This is a genomic window from Mucilaginibacter psychrotolerans (genome assembly GCF_004519315.1).
Taxonomy (GTDB): Bacteria; Bacteroidota; Bacteroidia; order Sphingobacteriales; family Sphingobacteriaceae; genus Mucilaginibacter; species Mucilaginibacter psychrotolerans.
On record NZ_SOZE01000044.1, the window covers coordinates 22,354 to 42,142 of the forward strand.

The following is a 19,789-nucleotide window of genomic DNA, read 5'->3' on the forward strand; positions in this document are numbered from 1 at the left end:
GAAAAAAATTGCGAGTATATAAATGACGACGATATTTTTTGAACCGGTTAAGAAGGCACTCTAAAAGGGTTTCTGAAGCCCGCTATCTTCACCAAGCTTAACCTCAAACAATGACCCCAGTAATAACTATATGTTACGGAACCTGACTCAGGTCATAGACCGACAGCCGGTTGTCCGCCTCCAAAAACGCACAATGATGGCGCTTCGGTACTGGTAGCACGGCTTTGATCTCCTGCTCCGTTTGGATCGTACTTTGCCGGCCCGGCGTATCCGTACTGGTATCAAATACAGCGGCGCTTTGCGCATCCGTGATCACCAGTCGATTATCGGTCAATAACTGAATGTCAGTTCCTTGCAGGTCATGCGCAAATCTTTCCGAGCTGACTTTCATTTCTTTCAGCAATGGCGTCACCATAAAAGCCCCTTCGATTGTCAGAACGGCGATCTTTAGCGCCGTATGAGGCCCGCTCACCGAGATTTTCAAGATTGGCTCTTCCAATGATAGTATCTCAACATCCCCCGTAAAACTCAGTCGAAGCAACAAATTATCCAGATAATAATAAAAATGATCTTTCCGCCACACCATTCTTCCTGGCTCAAAACGTGCTTGTCCCGGGTGAAAGCGCTCGTCCTCGATCTTGCAGTCAAGCGTTTTCAGCAAGTCGCCCTTCTGATTAAAGTGGCTCAGCACCAGCCCGTGCATATGAAAATGTAATACCGTCACCCCGCCAGCCGCATTCAAACAGCACGCTAGATTACCGCCCGGCAAATAATTCACGCTCCGCAACCAAAGCTCCCTGTCAAAATAAGAATAGCTCTCGAGCTTTTGCTCCAGGTAAGTGCTCAGAGATTCCCCCAAAACCAGCGCCTGTTCCGATAAGCCCGCATCTGTCACTAAGTAATACGGCTGGGCACCCGCCGGTACCTTGAACAGGTAACGGTCATTGGTCTTCCCTTCCCAGTTCATCCGCAGGAAATGCAGTTCATCTTTTTTCAGCCCGATCGCTAGGAGCTGATCATGATAGACAGCCAGCGACAACCATGCCGTATATTTGTCCAGTTCCAGATAACTGGCCCCGCTTAGCAACGGCGGCAAACTTAATCTATTTTGGATAAACCTATTCGTATCGCCGCCTACCAGGCGGTCCTGCGGCAGGAAGCGCCCCAGCAATTGCAGCCCGCTGGTATCGCCTGCCGAAGCCTGCTGGTGGACGATCTCGTAAGCCATATCTAAGCTCGCCGCCCGGAAATGGCCCTCCGGCATTTTCGCCGCCATCCCCGCCAGCACATTCAAAAACGACGTCCTTTTCAATCGCGGGACGTGCTGCGCATACACTTTTTTCGCCATCGGCACCAGTTCACCCGGTTCAATTACGGCAAAATGCCCCAAGTAAACCTCCAGGCAGCGCTCTGCATTTTTGCTGTCCTGCCAGCCCTCGAGCAGCAACTGCAACCCTTCCTCTTCTTCGTTCAGTTTCTCCCGGGTTAGCGCCGCGGCCTGCAGGTGGTCACCCGCAGCTTTCAGTTCCTCCTGCCGCTGACGGTAATGCAGCAATGCCTTTTCCTCTTGCCCCAGCTGACGGTACAGGTCCCCGGCCTTTTCCAGCAAATTCAAATGAATATACAGCGGGATCGCTTCAGCCAGCAGCCCGCCCTTTTCAAGGCATTCCGCCGCCATCCGCTCGTTTTTTAAATGGTCTTTATAGATCGCTGCCGCTTCGCGGTAACATTTGCCCTGCTGCAGCACATTGGCGGCTGAAAAGAAATTACCCAGCAAATGCGCATAAACATAAGCCGCCCGTTTGAAATTACCCGCCGCGATCGCCTCATTGGCTGCTTTTTCATAACGGTCGCGCAGCATCCGGTTATAATCGCCCAGGTCCCAGCCATCCACGCGCCCGCCGCCTCCCAGCTTGCGGAGGTTAAAATCCAGCGAACGCCGGGTCAGCAAGGCAGAAGGCGGTGCCGTTCCCCGGTCTAAGTAAGGACTGGACAACGGGATCGCATACTTGAGCGCTTCATCCGTATCTTTATCAAAAAGATCGACTAAACGTTTCAGTTCACTATCACGTTTTTTCTCCAACTCCTCCAACCGCTGGTTCAGCCATTGTTTGGTGCGTTGAAAGAAGCCTTGTTGATTGGAGGTGTTCACGTTGCTTCGCCCGCCGAAAGAAAACAGACCTGGAATTTTAAAAACAACACGCCCAAGTATGATCAGCAGCGGCACTAACGCACCTGTTGGAAAATCGTCTTGCTTAAACAACAACGCCAAGAAGCCTAAAGCGATGATGGCCAAAATAACCGGCCCAATAAACATCAGACCAAATAACAGATAGAGCCCGGCCCTGGTCAATAAATTCAAAGCCTTTTTGCCCTGCCGGCCCAGTTCCGTTTCCCCCGCATCGCTGGCCGGAATTTCCGACAGCGGTTTAATATTCACTTCCGCTTTGATCGTATCCAGCACATCTTCTGGCGCTTCCTCCGCTTCCAGCCCGATCATTTGTAAAGGCGGCGCCGGCATGATGCCCGGGTGTGCCAGGCTCCAGTCCGAAACCAGCGGCCCGGACAAACGCAGCAAGCTCCCCAAAATAACTTCATCCTTCGCCTCGAAACCTACCAAACCAATGCCCGGATGGAAGACTTGCAGCTCCCATAATAATAAAGTTTTTAATTCAGAAATAGCCACTACTGGCTGCAAACCAGCATTCAGCGGAATAAAGAGTTGATCCCCCAGACGGGTATAAGGATAGCGAACAACGCCCAATGGAGGTAATGCCTTTCCATCAAAGACCACGAACAAGCCGCCTGCACTATTCTCCGCCAAAGTCAAAGGCAGCACAAAACAGCGCAACGAAGCCAGCGGCACCTGCCAGCTGTCCAGCTCACGGAACCAATCCGCCGGCAAAGCACCGGGGATAAAAGCACCCTGGACCGCGCCGCTTTTCTTTTCGCTATAAACTAACTGGAGCTCCATCTTATTTTAGCCTTTGGATAAATGGTTGAATATACGCCGCGTAAAAATCAGCCGCCAGCATCACCCCCGTCTGCCGGTTACCGGTAAAGTAAGGATTGCCCGTCAGTTTACCGTCGGCGCTCCAGCCGGCAGTCGTCTTTTCCAGCACCAGGAGCAGCGTACATTCTGCCACGCGGGTATCCGAACTTTTTAAATGCAGCAGCCCCCGGGAATCCAGCACCGCCTCGCTCCCGTCCGCCCACATATATTTGGTAAACTTCAAATTAGCCAGGTGCGCGATCTCCATCGTCTCCCGTTTGGCCGGCGTGATCCATTCCACGGCCCCCATGCCATTCTCCTTCCAGGTCAGGAAACGCCCGTGCGGGTCGAGGCGCAGCTCCCGCTGATCGACGAACAGTTTCCCTGCGGTATGCACATAGATGCTCTTCGCCGAATTGACCACGCTATAGCCGTTATTGATCAGCTTTTTGACTTGGTTCAAGACCTGGAAATGCGGAATGACCGCCGCTTTCTTAATGGTCTCTACCGTAAAACGACTACTGGTCTGGTGCCCGGTAAACGGGTCGATAGCGGTCACGCTATCGGCAGTGGAAACGTGAAACAGGCCGCCATCAAAACAGGTATGCACCGCCTGGAGATTATCGATGGTGTTAACGAGCACCGTCTGGTTGGCCGCATCTACCTGGTAAATTTTCAGCGTCGCCGCTGCAAAGTTCCGGACCAGCAGCAACAAAAAGCCTTTAGCTTCGCCAAAGTAAGCGTCGCCACTGTCTACCTGTTCGATCAGTTCCAAAGCGCCTTGGTCTTTATGCTGCCAGCTCAACAACCGCCGGTCTAGTGTCAGGATCGCCACCCGGTCACCCGCATATTTAAAAACAGTTTGCTGATGCAGCTTGATCTTAGAGGCTGGGAACAGCAGTGGAAAATCCGCCGCGTTCAGCATCGCCGGCAACCCCGCTACCTCATAACTTTTGCGCAGCGTACGATTTTGTGTGAACAGCGTCTCCTGAAGGTCGATCAGCGCCTGATTGACCAAATGGTATTTCTTTCCCAGCGTTTCATAGAGCGCAATACGCCCATCCCGGTCCACTTCAACCAAGTAATCCAGCTGCGCTTTGACTTGGCCGAACGCCCGCATAAAAGCTGCATCCTGCTGGTAATGGCTACCAGTGATTAGGATATATTTATCTTTTGCAGAAACCTGTTCTGTCATCAACTTTTTAAGCGCCGGGCCGCAGTTAAAGCCCGTATCCAGCTGTTCCAGCGCTGTGATAATGCCCTGTCGGCTGTTCAAGTCAACTTCCACTATAGACTCGCCGCCCAGCGCCCAGGCATCCATCTGCACCTGTTTTTTGCTTTCGTTAAAAGCCAGCCCGGCGGCCAGCCCGAAGACCCGCGGCATGCCCCACATTTTTAGCGTCGTATCCAGGATAATATGCCATTGCTGCTGCTGGCTGGCTGGCATCGCCTCGCGCTGCAGGAACAAAGCCTCGTTATTGGCCAGGCGTGCCGTCAGCACCAGGTCATCCTGCGCCAGTTCACTTAATAATAATTTATCAAAATGCCCGCGGTTACTGATATCCGACACCCCGCCGATAGACTGGTCGCTGCTCCCGCTCAAATGCATTGGAATATTTAAAGCCGCAATGATCTTTTTGCTCAGCCGGGCAATACCCGCCGTTTTCAGATCTGCCGCCAGTTGCTCCATCAGGTCCTGCGGTACCGGTGCCGGCAGCCCGACCTTCGCCGGCTGAGGCAACACGCTAAGCCCTGTCCGCAGCTTCAACTCCAAAGCTGCCGTATCCTGGAACTGCTGTAGCGCGTACACCAGCGGCGCGATATCACTGTTCACCAGCGTATAGCTCAACTCCCGCTGAAAACCAAAGACCTGCTCGTCCAGGCTGCCGCTTTTAAACTCATTGGTTAGCGACTTCAGGCGCTTGCCCTCATAGCCGCCTTCCCGTTCCAGTATCGCCTGGAAAAGCGCAATCCGTTTCAGCCCCGAGCGATATTCAAAAGGCAAGGCATTGACCAGCGCCAATAATTCCAGCACCTGCTGCATCCGCTGCTTGACGAAGATATGCTCTTCTTCGGTATAGACCGGCAAATAGCCCAGTTTGAACAGGTAGCTATCAGGTTCGAATAGCTCCTTATAATTATCTTTACAGGCACAAAGCAACAATAAAATCGTCCCCACCGGCACCTGGTCAGGAATGACCAAATTACTTAAGATAAAGGTCAGATCTTCCCGGTAGCAGATCGTCCGCCCGTTAGCGAACTCCAGCACCGTCCCGTTCTCCACCCACTTCCAGAAATAATCCTTCGGAGCCTGGAAATAATGGATCGTATTGGCGGTCAGTTCAAGCATGGCCGACCGAAGTTAAACGTATTGCACTCCGCCGCGCCGGTTGAAAGCCGGACAAAGGGATCGAATCCCAAGTAGCATCAGCGTTAAATAACATAAAAGCATCCGAAACGCCCTGACTTTCAGGTAATAACTCTGCCAGTGCCGGCGGATCAAAGTCAAAACCGGCCGGCAGCAGCAATTGCCCCTTCGCCCAATACAGTTTCCCTGCTACATTTGGCAAAGGCTGACCAAAGACTAACACCTGTCCCTCCGCCGAGACAGCGAAACGCAAAGGCCGTAGCCGGGTCTCCGGGGCCTTATCGGCATAAGCCTTCCAATCAAACAATGTGCACAGTAAAGCAAAAGGTTCGTGCTCCACAGCAGAACAGCCCAGCCGCAACTCCAATTTTTCAACAATACTTCCCGGTATGGCAGAAACCGGCATGGTCACGGGTAAAAATATTTTAATAGTCTGCCAGTCAAGCACCGGCAGTTTGGCCACCGGCGTCGGCTTACCCGCCGGGAACAGCAAACCATCTCCGTCCAACATATATACCGACAACGCCGGCAGTCCCGCGATTAGAGGATCGGGTTTTTCCAATTCGAAAATACCGCGCAGCCAGATCAGGCCCTCGGCTTCTGCAGCTTTTAAACCGCTGATACCCCGGATCTCACCCAGCGCCGCTTTATATTTGGTCTCCAATACCAGAATCTTTTCCATCAGGCCGTATGCAGTATCTGTTTCCACAATTCATCGATCGGCTTTTGTACGTAGGCCCGCTGCTCGATATTACCGATCCAGTCGGCGCGGCTGCTCAAATGGCTCAGCCTGTCCTTGATCAGCGAGCGGTCAGCCATCGACAGCTCCGGCTCCTGCCATTGCTCGCTCAGCTTTTGCACCTCGGTAAACAATTCATCTGCATTCGGCAACGTACTCAGCGAAGCCCGTGGGTGCGGCGCCACTTCGTCCGCATCCAGTTCCACCACCACGTTTACAATATTGCTAATGATCTCGCGCTGCTCTTCGGTATCCCAGATATGGCGCAGCACCCACAGATCGGAAGCCAACGCCTTTTGGCGCTTACACAGCAGCGCGCTAGCGGCGATGAGCCTTTGCAGCTTCACCGCCCGGCGGTCAGAGACCTGCAGCCCGGCATTGCGCAGTTTCTGGATCAGTTCGATATAGACTTGGCGGATACCGCTCAGGTCAACCAGGGAAGTAAAACCCTGCAACACACGGATTTCCTCGGTAGTAATCGAAGGTTTTTCCCCGCCTGTCTTTTGCTCCAGCAGCCAGCCGGCATCCAGCAGGGCATTGAGCTGCTGGGGGTCGACATTATCACAGCGCACGCGGATCAAAAAACGGTCGAACAAAGCCTGTAAAGCCTCATCTTCGGGCAAATGGTTACTTGCACCGATCACCATCAGCGCCGGCAACTGCCGGGTCTCCCGCCCGCGTCGGAAAACCTTCTCATTCAGCACCATCAGCAAGCTGTTCAGGATCGCACTGTTCGCGTTCAGCAGCTCATCCAAAAAGATCAGCGACGCCTCGGGCAACATACCTTCGGTATTCGTTACCAGTTCACCTTCGCGCAGCTTGCGGATATCAAAAGGCCCGAACAATTCATTGGGTTCAGTAAAGCGGGTCAGTAAATATTCAAATGTCTTGCCGTCGAGGAGCTTCGAAAGTTCCCGTACGGTTGCACTCTTGGCCGTTCCCGGCGGGCCCAGTACAAATAAGTTCTCGCGCCCCGCCAGGCAAATACCCATCAGGTCGATGATCTCATCCTTACCTACAAAAAGTGCTTTGAGGTGCTGCAGCACCGCCTGCAGTTTATCAATGGTTGTGAATTGGCTTTGGTTATCAGTTGTCATCATATCAGTTCGTTTGGCAAAGGCTGTAATTCCAAGCTCGGCCATAGTATTTTTTGGTGCAGCCCCAGCACTTCCTGTAGTGCGGCCGCAACCTTTACATTATCATTTGTCCTGCCCGCATCCCGCAAAAGGATGACCCGGTCAACGTAAGCATATTTTAAAGACAGGTGGCTGAAAATCACATCCAAACTAACTAGATCATCTGTACTCACATCTACCCCCAGTCCCACAGAGGAAAAAGGCCAGGCAGCAGCCGTCGCCCTCAAACGTTCCACCAGCGGATCATCCGGCGCCAGCCCGCTGCTCAGTTTGAACAGCGGCCCCAAATACCGGAAGACCAGGTCCACCGCATACACCGCACCGGCATCCACCTCCCTGCCATAAGGCTGCAAATGTATAGCCATCTGGTCCTCCTCGAGGTCGCGCAGCAGCACGAACTGCACCGCCCGAAAAAAATACTGCGCCGCCCAAAGCGCCGCGGCCTCATCCAGCACCGGCGCTACATAGGCCATTTCAAGCCGGTCGCTTTCGTAAAACTGGCGGATAAGCCGAACCGCCTCTCGCAGGTCAGCCTCTTCTACAGCCAGCAACTGGCGCGGTACAGTGACCACACCTTCTGTAAACAGCCGGTTCAAAAATTCGCTCAGTTTCAATTCCATTAAATAAAAGGAATTAAATTTAAATTCGCAAGTATCAGCGTTACTTGATATATCATGGTAGGGTATGTTTCAACATTTCTCTTCTGAATCACAGAGTCTAACGTGTACCCTGCAGTGGCATCGTACTTGGCCGGCTGGGCGCCGCACAGTAGTATGGAGGTTGCTACGATTTGCGGCATCCTAATGTGCGTTTCTCAAATCATTTTGTAGATGATTTGAGAAAGTTGGTAACGTTAAAATTGTGAAGGATATGGTTCGAAGCCCTGTCTCAAGAATTACGCAACTCCAGAGAATGGGATCGAATCAACGATTTTCTCAACAACACAATTACCCACCGAGCAAGGCTCGGTGGATAATGTATAAACTCAACCTACGGCTAACTTTTCTCTTAATTGCTGCATGTCTGAGCTGATCTTATGATCTAAGACCTTAGCATATATCTGTGTAGTTTTTATACTGGTATGCCCCATCATCTTTGCGACACTTTCTATTGGTACACCATTGTTCAGTGTTACAGTTGTCGCGAAGGTGTGCCGGGCGATATGAAAGGTTAACGGTTTGTTTATCTTACACAGGTCGGCGATCTCTTTCAGGTAGGCATTCATCTTTTGATTACTCATTACCGGAAGCAAGATGTCCTTTACCACACATTGCGGATGGTCTTCGTATGCACGAATAATTGATAAAGCAGTGGGCAATACAGGTATTCTTGACAATGTGTCTGTCTTTTGCCTGTTGGTATAGATCCATAAGTCGCCATCAGCACCTTTAACCAGCTCTGAGCGTTTCAGCTTATGTACATCGACATAAGCAAGGCCTGTGTAGCAACAGAAGACAAACATGTCTCTAACCGTGCTTAAACGCTCCACACCGAATTTCTTTTTGCTTAACCTATCTAATTCTTCTTTCGTTAATACTTCTCTGTGTACCGCTTTTTGCTTGGGCTTATAGTTCAGGTATGGGTCTACCGTCAGCCAGCCATTGCCCAGGCAGATGCGCACGATCTTGCCTAAGTTTTTGATGTATTTGATAGCCGAGTTGTTACCGCACTTACGAACGCTCCGCAGGTAGTATTCGAAATCAGTCAGAAATGCGAAGTTGATCTTGGTTACAGGAATATCTGAAATGTTATACTGCCATTGCATGAATTCTTTGCAATGCATTAGGCAGGTCTCATAACGTTGAAGCGTACTCTTTTCAAATTCCTGCCCGACGAGACTTTTCATCTTGGTATTATGATCTTCAAAGATCGCCACTAATGTACGTGCTTTCTCTGCCTTACCGACAAAGCGGTTCTTAATGGTTTCTGCTGTTATCAGTTCATCCGCGTCTGACATCCGGCGTTGAAGTTCATGGATTTTAAACTGAATATCGTCTAAATAAGCATTCAATGTCCTGGATTCTGTTTTTGATCCGATGGCCCTGCCGGTTACTGCATCCCATCGTTCCGGGTCGCATTTTCTGCTGATGGCCATTTCCGTGCGCTGGCCATCTACTGTAATGCGTAAATAAATGGGCATCTCACCTGATTGATAATTTTTGGGCTTTCTCAGGGAAAAAAGCAAAGAGAGTGTAGTTCTCATGACTTTTGATTAATTAAAGTGAAACAAAATTGATTAATTAATCATCAGAAATCAAGATGTTCAATAACTGAACATGCTATATATCAAACCATTGTAAGCAAATTCGGGAGTTCGTAAGCAGACTTGTAAATGACTCCCGAATTACTCCCGAATACTATGCGAAAACGTGAAAAATTTGGTATGCCCTGAAAATGAAAAACCCCTTAAATGATGTCATTTAAGGGGTTTTTACTGTTTTTGATATTGAAAAAGCGGAATGGACGGGACTCGAACCCGCGACCTCCTGCGTGACAGGCAGGCATTCTAACCAGCTGAACTACCACTCCGTTTGGGACTGCAAATATACGCGTCTTTTTGGCTTACGCAAACTGTTTTTGAAAATTTATTCAATAAAAACTTTTATAGCTTAATTGACAGCATTTTGGCTGCAATTTCAAAAAATAATTTAATTTCGTTGCTGTTACCCCATATTACCAACGTAAATAAACTTATTTAAACCGTAAATGCTATTGTTAGGCATCGATATTGGCACGTCGTCCGTGAAAGTGAGCGTTGTAAATACTGTCACACAGACAGTTATTGCATCGGCGCAATACCCGGAGCAGGAGTCGCCCATACTATCTTTGCAAACGGGCTGGGCCGAGCAGTCGCCGGATATGTGGTGGCAGCAAACGGGCCATGCCATTGCCCTTTGCCATAAAAAAGGCGGTTACCAGCCAAAAGATATTGCTGCAATAGGCATTGCCTACCAAATGCACGGGCTTGTACTGGTTGATAAAAACCACCATGTGCTGCGCAATAGCATTATTTGGTGCGATAGCCGGGCCGTAGAAATTGGCGACAAGGCATTTGAAGATATCGGGCAGGAAGCTTGCCTTTCGCATATGCTGAATTCGCCGGGCAATTTTACCGCAGCTAAACTGGCTTGGGTAAAACAAAACGAGCCGGATATTTATGAGCTGATAGATAAGGTAATGCTCCCCGGTGATTATATAGCCATGAAACTTACCGGCGAAATTACCACCTCGCCCTCTGCGATGTCTGAAGGTATTTTCTTCGATTTCCAGTTCAACGGGCTTTCAAAGGATATAATAGAATACTTCGGTTTTGCCGATAGCCTTTTCCCCATAGTAAAGCCGGTGTTCTCATCACACGGTCGTGTTACCGCAGAGGTGGCAGCGGCTCTCCAACTAAATACCGGCACTCCTGTAACCTACAAGGCGGGCGATCAGCCCAATAATGCCCTATCCTTAAATGTATTGAAGCCAGGCGAGGTTGCAGCAACAGCCGGTACATCGGGCGTTATATATGGCGTGAGTGACCAATTGGCTTACGACCGGCAATCGCGCGTAAATACCTTCGCGCATGTAAATTACGCTAACGAAAATAAGCGGCTGGGCGTTTTGTTATGTATTAACGGTACCGGCAGCCTGTACCGCTGGGTTAAAACGGCAGTGGCCCCGCACCTCAGTTACCCGGAGATGAATGCCGCGGCTGCGTTGGTGCCTATTGGCAGCAACGGATTACGTGTTTTGCCCTTCGGCAATGGCGCCGAGCGTATGCTTTGCAATAAGCAGGTTGGTGCGCACCTGCACGGCATCGACCTTAACCTGCATACCCCAGCGCATATTTACCGTGCGGCACAAGAGGGTATTGCCTGCGCCTTTCGATACGGCTTGGATATCATGCGCGAGAATGGTATGAACCCTACCGTAATACGGGCCAGTAAAACCAATATGTTCCTTAGCGATGTGTTTACCCAGGCATTCGTAAACACTACCGGAGTACCTGTGGAGCTATATAATAACGATGGCAGCATGGGCGCGGCGCTTGGTGCCGGCATTGGGGCAGAAATATTTGCTTCGGCAACAGAGGCTTTCAGCAATAACAAAGCGGTAGCCTACGTTGAACCAACGAACACCGGCGATTACGACGCTGTATACCAGGATTGGAAGATAGTACTAAACCAGCATTTATCGTATGTTTAATCCCTTAATTCGCCTAAAACCATTGCACAAATATTGACACCAAATAACTATATAAATGAATACCCTTTCTAATGGCGATAAGATCGTCTTTGTTATCTATTTTCTAATAGTCTCCTGCTATGGCTATTGGATTTATCGTCGAAAACATAATGCCGACGCAACCTCTAAGGATTATTTCCTCGCAGAAGGGTCGCTTACCTGGTGGGCTATAGGCGCTTCGCTCATTGCATCAAATATCTCTGCCGAGCAGTTTATTGGCACAAGCGGTTCGGCCTTCAAAATGGGGCTGGCCATTTCTACATACGAATGGATGGCTGCGGCTACCCTCATTATTGTGGCAGTGTTCTTTATCCCAATTTATTTGAAGAACAAAATATTCACGATGCCGCAGTTCTTACACCAGCGGTATAACGGCACAGTAGCCATGGTGATGGCGATTTTTTGGCTTTTGTTGTATATCGTGGTAAACCTAATGTCGATATTATACTTGGGCGCGTTAGCCATCAGCGGTATTTCTGGCATCAATATTTATATCTGTATCATCGGGCTTGCCATATTCGCTGTAGTAATTACGCTGGGCGGTATGAAAGTTATTGGTTACACAGATGTTATACAGGTTTTCGTCCTCATCCTCGGCGGTCTTGCTGCAACCTATTATGGCCTGGGTGAGCTGACTAAGAATACTGCGGACCACTCTTTGCTTGCCGGGTTGAAAACACTTCATGCCGAGGCAACCGACCATTTCCATATGATATTTAAAAAAGATAATGCCAACTATATGGATTTGCCTGGCTTATCGGTATTGATTGGCGGTATGTGGATAGTAAACCTGAATTACTGGGGCTGCAACCAATACATTACGCAACGGGCTTTAGGTGCAAACCTGAAAACAGCACGAAGCGGTATCCTTTTTGCTGCTTTTCTTAAATTGCTTATGCCGGTTATCGTGGTGTTACCTGGCATTGCAGCTTATGTGTTGCATCAGCGGGGCATGTTCCATCAGGAAATGCTGAGCTCCAAAGGAGTTATAGATTATAATAAAGCTTACCCAACCCTTTTATCGTTATTGCCATCAGGATTAAAAGGCCTTTCATTTGCCGCATTAACAGCAGCAATTGTAGCATCGCTGGCGGGTAAAGCAAATAGTATCGCTACCATTTTTACACTGGATATCTACAAAAAAGCGATCAACCCATCGGCGCCGGATAATAAACTGGTTTCCTTAGGGAAATGGTCGGTCGTAGTTGCTATGGCGCTAGGCGTAGTAATGTCGCTTGTTATTGGCGAGCAGTTGATGGGCGAGGGCAAGCAGGGCTTCCAGTATATACAGGAATACACTGGCTTTGTATCGCCGGGCATATTTGCCATGTTTATTTTAGGCTTCTTCTGGAAAAAGGCAACATCAAATGCTGCGCTGTTTGCTACCATCGGGGGCTTTGTGTTTTCGGTGATATTTAAGTTTTTGCCCAATTATGCCAATCTGGCGTTCTTATCGCCGCTCGGTTTCTCTAAACTGAATGATAAAGGCATTTACGAAATTCCTTTCATCGATAGAATGGGCTTCGTGTTCCTTATCTGCGTAATCGGCATGTTTATCATTTCTAAAATAGATGCCGCTAAAGGCGTTGTTGCTAACGGCCTGGAGATTGACGCATCGATGTTCAAAACAAACCGTGCATTTACCGCCGGCGCACTTTTAGTGGGCGGTATCATTGTGGCTTTGTATTCTTTCTTCTGGTAATAAGAAACCAATAAATACCTTAAAGCGGTCCAAAACAGGGCCGCTTTTTTTGTTTTATACCGGCGATAAAATTTAATTTAGCCTTCAAAATACTGCTATATGTTCAGCAACTTAAAACAAACTTTCAGGTGGTTTGGCCCCACCGACCCGGTAACCCTAATGGGTATCAGGCAAACCGGCGCCACGGGCATCGTAACTTCTTTGTATCATATCCCCGTGGGAGAAGTTTGGAGCCTTGCCGAGATAAAAGTCCGCAAGCAAATGATTGAAGATGCCGGGCTTGATTGGACAGTTGTAGAAAGCGTAAACATACACGAGAGCATTAAAACAGCTTCAGTAGAGCGTGATAGGTATATAGCCAATTATGTGACTACCTTGCAAAACCTGGCAGCCGAAGGCATTACTACGGTTTGTTATAACTTTATGCCCGTGCTGGATTGGACGCGTACCGATCTGGATTACCGCCTGCCAAACCAGGCATCGGCCCTTAGATTCGATGCGGTGGCTCTGGCTGCTTTCGATTTATACATATTAGAGCGGGAAGGTGCTGCGGCTGATTATACGCCCGAGCAACAAGCGTCGGCAAAATCATTTTTAGAAAACGCCACTGATGATAAAAAAGCGCAACTCATACACAACCTGATGGCCGGCCTGCCAGGTACCAATAAAACACTTACCATCCCCGAGTTTAAACAACACCTGCAGCAATACGCAAATACGGATGCCGCGGCTTTAAAGGCAAATCTGGCCTATTTCCTGCAAGGCATTATCCCTGTAGCCGAAGCTGCTGGTGTAAAGATGTGCATACATCCTGATGACCCACCTTTCCCTATTTTAGGCCTGCCGAGGGTAGTTTCTACCGAACAGGATTTGCTGGATGTAATCAATGTCTGCCCTTCGCCAAGCAACGGCATCACTTTTTGCACAGGCTCGCTGGGCGCAAGAGCGGATAACGACCTCGCGGGCATCATAAGCCGGCTGGGTAGCCATATCCATTTTCTGCACCTGCGTAATGTAAGGCGCGAGGGTAATGGTAGCTTTTATGAGGATGAGCACCTTAATGGCAGCAGCGATATGTACACCGCCATGAAACAAATTATATTAGAGCAGGCCAGGCGCACGGAAAGCGGCCGCAACGATATCGCCATACCCATGCGGCCAGATCACGGGCATAAACTACTGGATGATTTTAACCACAGTACCTATCACGGCTACTCTGCCATAGGCCGACTAAAAGGCCTTGCAGAACTGAGGGGCCTGGAAATGGGTATCAAAAAAACACTTTTCGGCTAAGCTGATTGAAGGGTAGATTCCCGCTGTGAAAACCTTATAAAAAAGCAAAGGGCACCAGATGAAGGTGCCCTTTTGCTTATATAGATTTTTGTTGAAGATTAGTCGCGGTGACCATGATCGCGTTTATCTTGCTTTACTTGTTTGCGGTCGTTGCGTATATCTTTCCGGTCCTGGCGTATGTCCCTGCGGTCCTGACGAATATCGCGACGATCAGCTACCCAGTGGTTTTTGTATTTTGCATCGCGGCTATCGCGGATGATTACCTGGCTTTTGCGGCCCCTATAGTTGGCGTATTTGGCGCGGTAAACATCGTTGCGTACCCATGGGGTGCGTTCGTTTACAACTACTTTATAGCCATTGTACACATTGTAGCTGCTATATCTTGCAGGTAATGCGGCGCGATGCACCCATACATTGTTTTCTACGTAAACGTACTGGTGGGCAGGGATATCGTAGTAGGCATCAATATCCGGCATATAGTAATAGTCGGCGTGATCGTAGCCTACGGGGCCCCATTCTGGCTGGCTGCCAATGTTTATGTTTAAACTTATTTGTGCTTTAGCCACCTGGAAACCCAGGGCGCTTAGGAATATTGCGGTTGTTAAAATAATCTTTTTCATTTTCGTATGTTTTGCTGGTATGACAAGCAAACACACCGAATGGTTTAAACAGTTTACTGAAGGAGTGGGGTTATAACAGGGTTGTTACAGGGGAAGGGGCAAGACATCAAGTATCAGGAGTTGATATAGGAGGACGCATCGCGTAAAGAGCACACGGGCAGACAGAAACAGCTACTCTTTATTCTTGGAATCTTGATTACTGCTTCTAAGATTAGTCGTCGCTATCGTCTTTATCGTCTTTTTTGGAGGCCATGGCCAGTACCGGTTTGCCTATCACCTTAAAGCTGCCTTCGCCTTTCAGGATAGATGCCAACTGCACTTTATCCTGCATAGTTTTAATAGCCTGGGCAAGCTCTTTATCGTATTTAAAGTTGGCTTCGTAGCGACCTTTTTCGTACAGATAGCGCGATACGATTTCATTCTCCAGCACCTGTTTTATTTCTGTTTTATGCAGCATCAGGTCGTTTTTTTTGGCAGCAGCCATTTTTGCCCTGAGGCCGTCGTACTCCGTTTGTATCTCGGGGAATTGTTTCTCCCGAGTGGCTTCTGTTTTCAACTGGTCCAGTATCCGTTCTGATGCCGTGTTGTAGGTATAATTTTTCCCCGCGAGGAATTTAGTGAAATCGAGGTACTCTGCATCGCTTAGCGTAAAAGCGCGCGGGTCGCCAAGTTGCGGGTGCGTATTGCGGTATTGGGTGGCGTAATCAAAAAATAGCAGTTTGTTTACCAGGGTTTGGGTAATGTTGGCAAACCTATCCTGCTTCACAAAAATATCCGGGTAAACCCCGCTGCCATCGAATACAGATCGACCGTTTTTGGTTTTGAATTCATGCATCAGCGAATCGGCCACTTTAAGTACACTGCCATCATCTTTACGGTGGGTATAATCAAGCGCCTGCACGCAGCGGCCCGAGGGTACGAAATACTTGGCAATGGTAATTTTAACCAGGCTGTTATAAGGCAGGCTGAAGGTTTGCTGTACCAGACCCTTGCCATAGCTGCGCTGACCGATGATGATGGCCCTATCCAGATCCTGAAGCGCACCGGCTACTATTTCTGATGCTGATGCCGAACGGCTGTTTACCAACACCACCAGTGGCAGGTTGGGCTCCAGCGGGGTAGCTACCGTATTATAGGTAAAGTTTTTCTCTTTTATCTTGCCTTTTTGCGATACCACGGTCACGTCCTTGGCTACAAACAGGTTTACTATTTTTACTGCCTCCTGCAATATACCCCCGCCGTTAGAGCGCAGATCAAGTATGATGCCGTTGGGGTTATTCTTTTTTAATGCGGTAAGTGCGTCGGTAACTTCCTGGGCAGAGTTCTCCAGGAACTTATTGAGCTTGATATATCCCATATTGCCGTCAACCATACCCGAGTAAACCACATTGGGTTGTTTAATCTCGTCGCGGATGAGGTTCTTTAAAACAGCAGGCTCGCCTTCGCGCTTCATCAATAGGCGTATCTCTGCGCCTTTGGTGCCTTTAAGCAGCAGGCTCACTTGGTCGTTGTTCTTGGCGGTGAGGTCGATGTCGTTTATTTTTACCATCTGGTCGCCAGGGCGTATATCTGCCTTCTGCGCGGGGAAGCCTGCAAACACATCGGCTACGTAAACTTTGCCATCGCGGGCAAAAATGCTGGCACCAATGCCGCCGTATTGCGTGCTTACATAGTGCAGTTTATACTCTTCTATCTCAGATTCGGGCACGAATTCGGTGTAGGGGTCCAGGCCATCCAACATGGCATCTACACCCGTTTTAACCAATTTAGAGGAGTTTATATCATCTACATAATTAATGTTGACTTCCTTATAAACCGCCGCAAAAACATCCAGGTTCTTGGTTATCTGAAAAAGGTCGTCGTTAAACCCCCAGGCAACAACGGCAACGGCCAACACGCCTGCAAAAAATGCAGGTTTCCTGTAATTTCTCTTCTTCGGTTGATTGTTGTTCATCTGCTGCCGGTCATCAAATATAAAGCTACAAAAAGCAATGCGGCTTTCTAGTAATTAACTCATTTTAAAGGCGGTTATTATCAATATTCACCAACGCTTTTTTTAGCGTGAATACTACGTAGGCCCTATCGCGGTTCACCAGTTGCATCAAACGGGTAATCAGGCTCTCTTCCTGCCCCTCGGCGTATTGCAATTGCTCATCGGTAAGGTGGTTGTACTTACGCTGCACCTTTATTTTTATACGCGGCCAATCTTTGTTGCTTATCGTAATTTCTGCCATAAAACAATTTTATTTCAGCAAAAATATAAAAAATACGCTGTAGCCCGCGTTTAATACCGGGCTTATAATTAAACTTTTACCTGCAGCCCACATCTAACCGTTTTATTAACCAAACGGGGTAAGCGGCGGTATCGGCATAAACAACTTTCGCCGCAGGCTGTTATACCTTGTTATAAACAAACCCATTCTATGAAAAAGTTATTTTTAAGCATTGCTATCATCACAGCTGCGGCGTTTAGTGCCAAAGCGCAATTTTCGCTGGGCATAAAAGGCGGCCTGAACTTCTCCAAGATTAATACCGATAACGTAAGCGAATCTACTAAAACGGGCTACCAGGCGGGTATATTCGCCCGGGTGGGCTCCAGCGTTTACCTGCAGCCCGAGCTCTATTTAGGTAGCAGCGGCGGCAAGTTTGCTTTCCAAACCAACAACAACACCGTTACTACCGAAGGCAAGGTGAAATTCACCACGCTTAACCTGCCTTTATTGATAGGTAAAGGCTTTGGTGGGGACAATTTGAACTTCAGAGTTATGGCCGGCCCTGTTTACAGCTATGTGTTAGATCAGAACGACAACTTCTCCAGTGCAGTAAAATCGGCGTATGCCGATTTTGGCGATTACAAAAAGAGCACTTTAGGTTTCCAGGCTGGTGCGGGTGTTGATATCGGGCATATCACAGCCGATTTCCGCTATGAAGGCGGCCTTACCAAAATAAACCAGAATTTTGGCCAGCGCCAAAACATCTGGGCACTTAGCATTGGTTATAAACTGTTTTAAGCAAATAGCTCATGAGCTTGAAGGAATCCCGGCGCATAGCCGGGATTTTTTTTGCTATAATTTTCGCCGTCTCCTATCTAAATTAAATTGCCTGATAAAAGCGGAAACAATTTTGGAAGCTTATTTTAACGGTAAAGCAGTTACCCGTACTTCCGTGTAAGACAACATTGGTTGCGATTTTGCTTATCAAGCAAAATAGGCCGGAGTATATTGTTCAAAAATTTAAAACTGCCGTTATAAAACCGCGTATAAGTACCCGATTTGAAAATATATTGTCGTATTACGCAAGCGGAGATGTATTTTTACTTTATACATCTATCCAATATGGACAACACTTTATCAAAAATTGAAGCCCCGGCTACCATTTGCACGGGCGAATATTTGGATAAGCTACTCAACAGCCCCCATAATTCGTCGGCCATGGATACCGAGTTACAGAAGATAAACGCACATTTTGTGCAGGACGAGAACCTGATGATACGGGTGATAGCCTTTATGGGCATAGCCTGTGTGTTGCTTGCCGTGGCCTGCATGTTTTTTTTGCCGGGAGCAGCCCTCCGCTAATACTTGCCTCTCTCCCTACACGCCATATACCTAAGTTATTAATGCAAAAACCTCAGGCCCACAGCCCGAGGTTTTTTTGTGCTATTACGAGTAGAGCGCTGCTACGATAATTTCTCCTTAAAGAAATCGATAGTGCGTTGCCAGGCCAGCTCGGCGGCGGCTTTATCGTAGCGTGGGGTGGTATCGTTATGGAAGCCGTGGTTTACATTTTCGTAGATGAAGGCCTGGTACTTTTTGTTGTTCTCTTTTAGTGCGGCTTCATAGGCCAGCCATCCACTTGTGATGCGGGTATCTAATGATGCATAGTGAAGCATCAGCGGCGCATTGATTTTGGGTACATCGGCAGCGGCGGGCTGTGAGCCGTAAAAAGGTACAGATGCGGCTAAGGTGGGTATGCGCACGGCCATCATGTTACAGATGCCACCACCGTAGCAAAAGCCAACTACGCCCACCTTGCCGTTGCAGTCGGGATGGGTTTTGAGGTATTCGTAAGCGGCTATAAAATCTTCCTCCATCTCGCCTTTATCGCGCTTGCCTTGTAGTTCGCGCCCGGCATCGTCGTTACCGGGGTAGCCGCCGAGTGGGGTAAGGGCATCTGGTGCGAGCGAAACGAAGCCGGCAAGGGCTGCGCGGCGGCCAACATCTTCAATATAGGGGTTAAGCCCACGGTTCTCGTGCACCACAATGATGCCGCCCAGTTTCTTTTTGGTATCGATGGGTTTGGATAGCAGCCCTTTTATAGTACCGCCACCTTTTGGCGAAGCATAATTGATATAGCCCGATTTCAGCCTAGGGTCATCGGCCTTTACCTGGATATTGCCCTTATAATCGGGCATCAAAAAACTCAACAGTGCGGGCACCGTTAGGCCGCCTACGGCATAAAGGGATAATTTTTGAACAAATGCTCGGCGGTCGAGCCGGTTGTGCGCATAATCGTCATACAGGTCAAACACTTCCTGGTTAACGTCTTCTTTATTGATGTGGCTCATGGTAATTGGTTTTCTCAAATTTAGTTAGGGCCTGGTGAATATCGTATATATAATTGATTGTTAGTATATTATATAATAAATTCCTTTTAAAAGTGCAAAGGTTTTAGTATTTTAGGGTCATAATCCTTGCACTAATGATCAAGTA

15 protein-coding genes and 1 tRNA gene are annotated in these 19,789 nt (G+C 48.5%); 5 read left to right on the forward strand and 11 right to left on the reverse strand.

All coding sequences use genetic code 11. The features are described from left to right. Positions 1–133: 133 nt before the first annotated feature. The 7 genes from E2R66_RS25690 to E2R66_RS25720 form a co-directional block, all read right to left on the reverse strand. Positions 134–2,974: a hypothetical protein gene (locus tag E2R66_RS25690; protein WP_133236341.1), complete on the reverse strand. Its 2,841-nt coding sequence runs from the start codon at positions 2,972–2,974 to the stop codon at positions 134–136. A gap of 1 nt (position 2,975) precedes the next feature. Then, positions 2,976–5,342, reverse strand: a complete 2,367-nt coding sequence (locus E2R66_RS25695; RefSeq protein ID WP_133236339.1) for a hypothetical protein — start codon at positions 5,340–5,342, stop codon at positions 2,976–2,978. Continuing rightward, a complete protein-coding gene (locus tag E2R66_RS25700; RefSeq protein ID WP_134737964.1) occupies positions 5,335–6,042 on the reverse strand; it encodes a hypothetical protein in 708 nt (235 codons plus the stop codon). Before E2R66_RS25700 ends, E2R66_RS25695 begins: the two co-directional genes overlap by 8 nt. Continuing rightward, a complete protein-coding gene (locus tag E2R66_RS25705; RefSeq protein ID WP_240049533.1) occupies positions 6,042–7,241 on the reverse strand; it encodes an AAA family ATPase in 1,200 nt (399 codons plus the stop codon). The genes E2R66_RS25700 and E2R66_RS25705 overlap by 1 nt, the downstream gene beginning before the upstream one ends. Further along, on the reverse strand, positions 7,196–7,855 hold the full coding sequence (locus E2R66_RS25710; protein ID WP_133236334.1) for a hypothetical protein: 660 nt from the start codon (positions 7,853–7,855) through the stop codon (positions 7,196–7,198). Before E2R66_RS25710 ends, E2R66_RS25705 begins: the two co-directional genes overlap by 46 nt. A 365-nt stretch (positions 7,856–8,220) precedes the next feature. Then, positions 8,221–9,438, reverse strand: a complete 1,218-nt coding sequence (locus tag E2R66_RS25715) for a site-specific integrase (protein WP_133236332.1) — start codon at positions 9,436–9,438, stop codon at positions 8,221–8,223. A gap of 252 nt (positions 9,439–9,690) precedes the next feature. Then, a tRNA-Asp gene (locus tag E2R66_RS25720) sits at positions 9,691–9,764 on the reverse strand. 177 nt (positions 9,765–9,941) lie between these two features. On the opposite strand from E2R66_RS25720, the gene E2R66_RS25725 reads away from it, so the two are divergent. From E2R66_RS25725 to uxuA, 3 genes are all read left to right on the forward strand, one after another. Further along, entirely contained in the window at positions 9,942–11,426 is a 1,485-nt protein-coding gene (locus E2R66_RS25725; protein WP_133236330.1) for a xylulokinase, read from the forward strand. 55 nt (positions 11,427–11,481) lie between these two features. Beyond that, positions 11,482–13,167, forward strand: a complete 1,686-nt coding sequence (locus E2R66_RS25730; RefSeq protein WP_133236328.1) for a sodium/sugar symporter — start codon at positions 11,482–11,484, stop codon at positions 13,165–13,167. Positions 13,168–13,266: 99 nt separating this feature from the next. Next, a complete protein-coding gene (uxuA, locus tag E2R66_RS25735) occupies positions 13,267–14,460 on the forward strand; it encodes a mannonate dehydratase (RefSeq protein WP_133236326.1) in 1,194 nt (397 codons plus the stop codon). A 98-nt stretch (positions 14,461–14,558) separates the two neighbouring features. On the opposite strand, the gene E2R66_RS25740 is transcribed toward uxuA, so the two are convergent. From E2R66_RS25740 to E2R66_RS25750, 3 genes are all read right to left on the reverse strand, one after another. Then, positions 14,559–15,080 carry a hypothetical protein gene (locus E2R66_RS25740; protein WP_133236324.1) on the reverse strand — a complete coding sequence of 174 codons (522 nt, stop codon included), beginning with the start codon at positions 15,078–15,080 and terminating at the stop codon, positions 14,559–14,561. Positions 15,081–15,291: 211 nt separating this feature from the next. Next, on the reverse strand, positions 15,292–17,034 hold the full coding sequence (locus tag E2R66_RS25745) for a S41 family peptidase (protein ID WP_133236322.1): 1,743 nt from the start codon (positions 17,032–17,034) through the stop codon (positions 15,292–15,294). A 64-nt stretch (positions 17,035–17,098) separates the two neighbouring features. Next, the gene (locus E2R66_RS25750; protein WP_133236320.1) at positions 17,099–17,314 is read right to left on the reverse strand and encodes a hypothetical protein; all 216 of its coding nucleotides are present in this window, start codon (positions 17,312–17,314) and stop codon (positions 17,099–17,101) included. A 189-nt stretch (positions 17,315–17,503) separates the two neighbouring features. Here E2R66_RS25750 and E2R66_RS25755 point away from each other — a divergent pair, with 189 nt between their 5' ends. Both E2R66_RS25755 and E2R66_RS25760 read left to right on the forward strand, forming a co-directional pair. Continuing rightward, positions 17,504–18,091 (forward strand): porin family protein, encoded by a 588-nt coding sequence (locus tag E2R66_RS25755; RefSeq protein ID WP_133236318.1) that lies wholly within the window; start codon positions 17,504–17,506, stop codon positions 18,089–18,091. 324 nt (positions 18,092–18,415) lie between these two features. Further along, a complete protein-coding gene (locus tag E2R66_RS25760; RefSeq protein WP_133236316.1) occupies positions 18,416–18,655 on the forward strand; it encodes a hypothetical protein in 240 nt (79 codons plus the stop codon). 101 nt (positions 18,656–18,756) lie between these two features. On the opposite strand, the gene E2R66_RS25765 is transcribed toward E2R66_RS25760, so the two are convergent. Continuing rightward, positions 18,757–19,644, reverse strand: a complete 888-nt coding sequence (locus E2R66_RS25765) for a dienelactone hydrolase family protein (protein WP_133236314.1) — start codon at positions 19,642–19,644, stop codon at positions 18,757–18,759. Positions 19,645–19,789 lie beyond the last annotated feature (145 nt).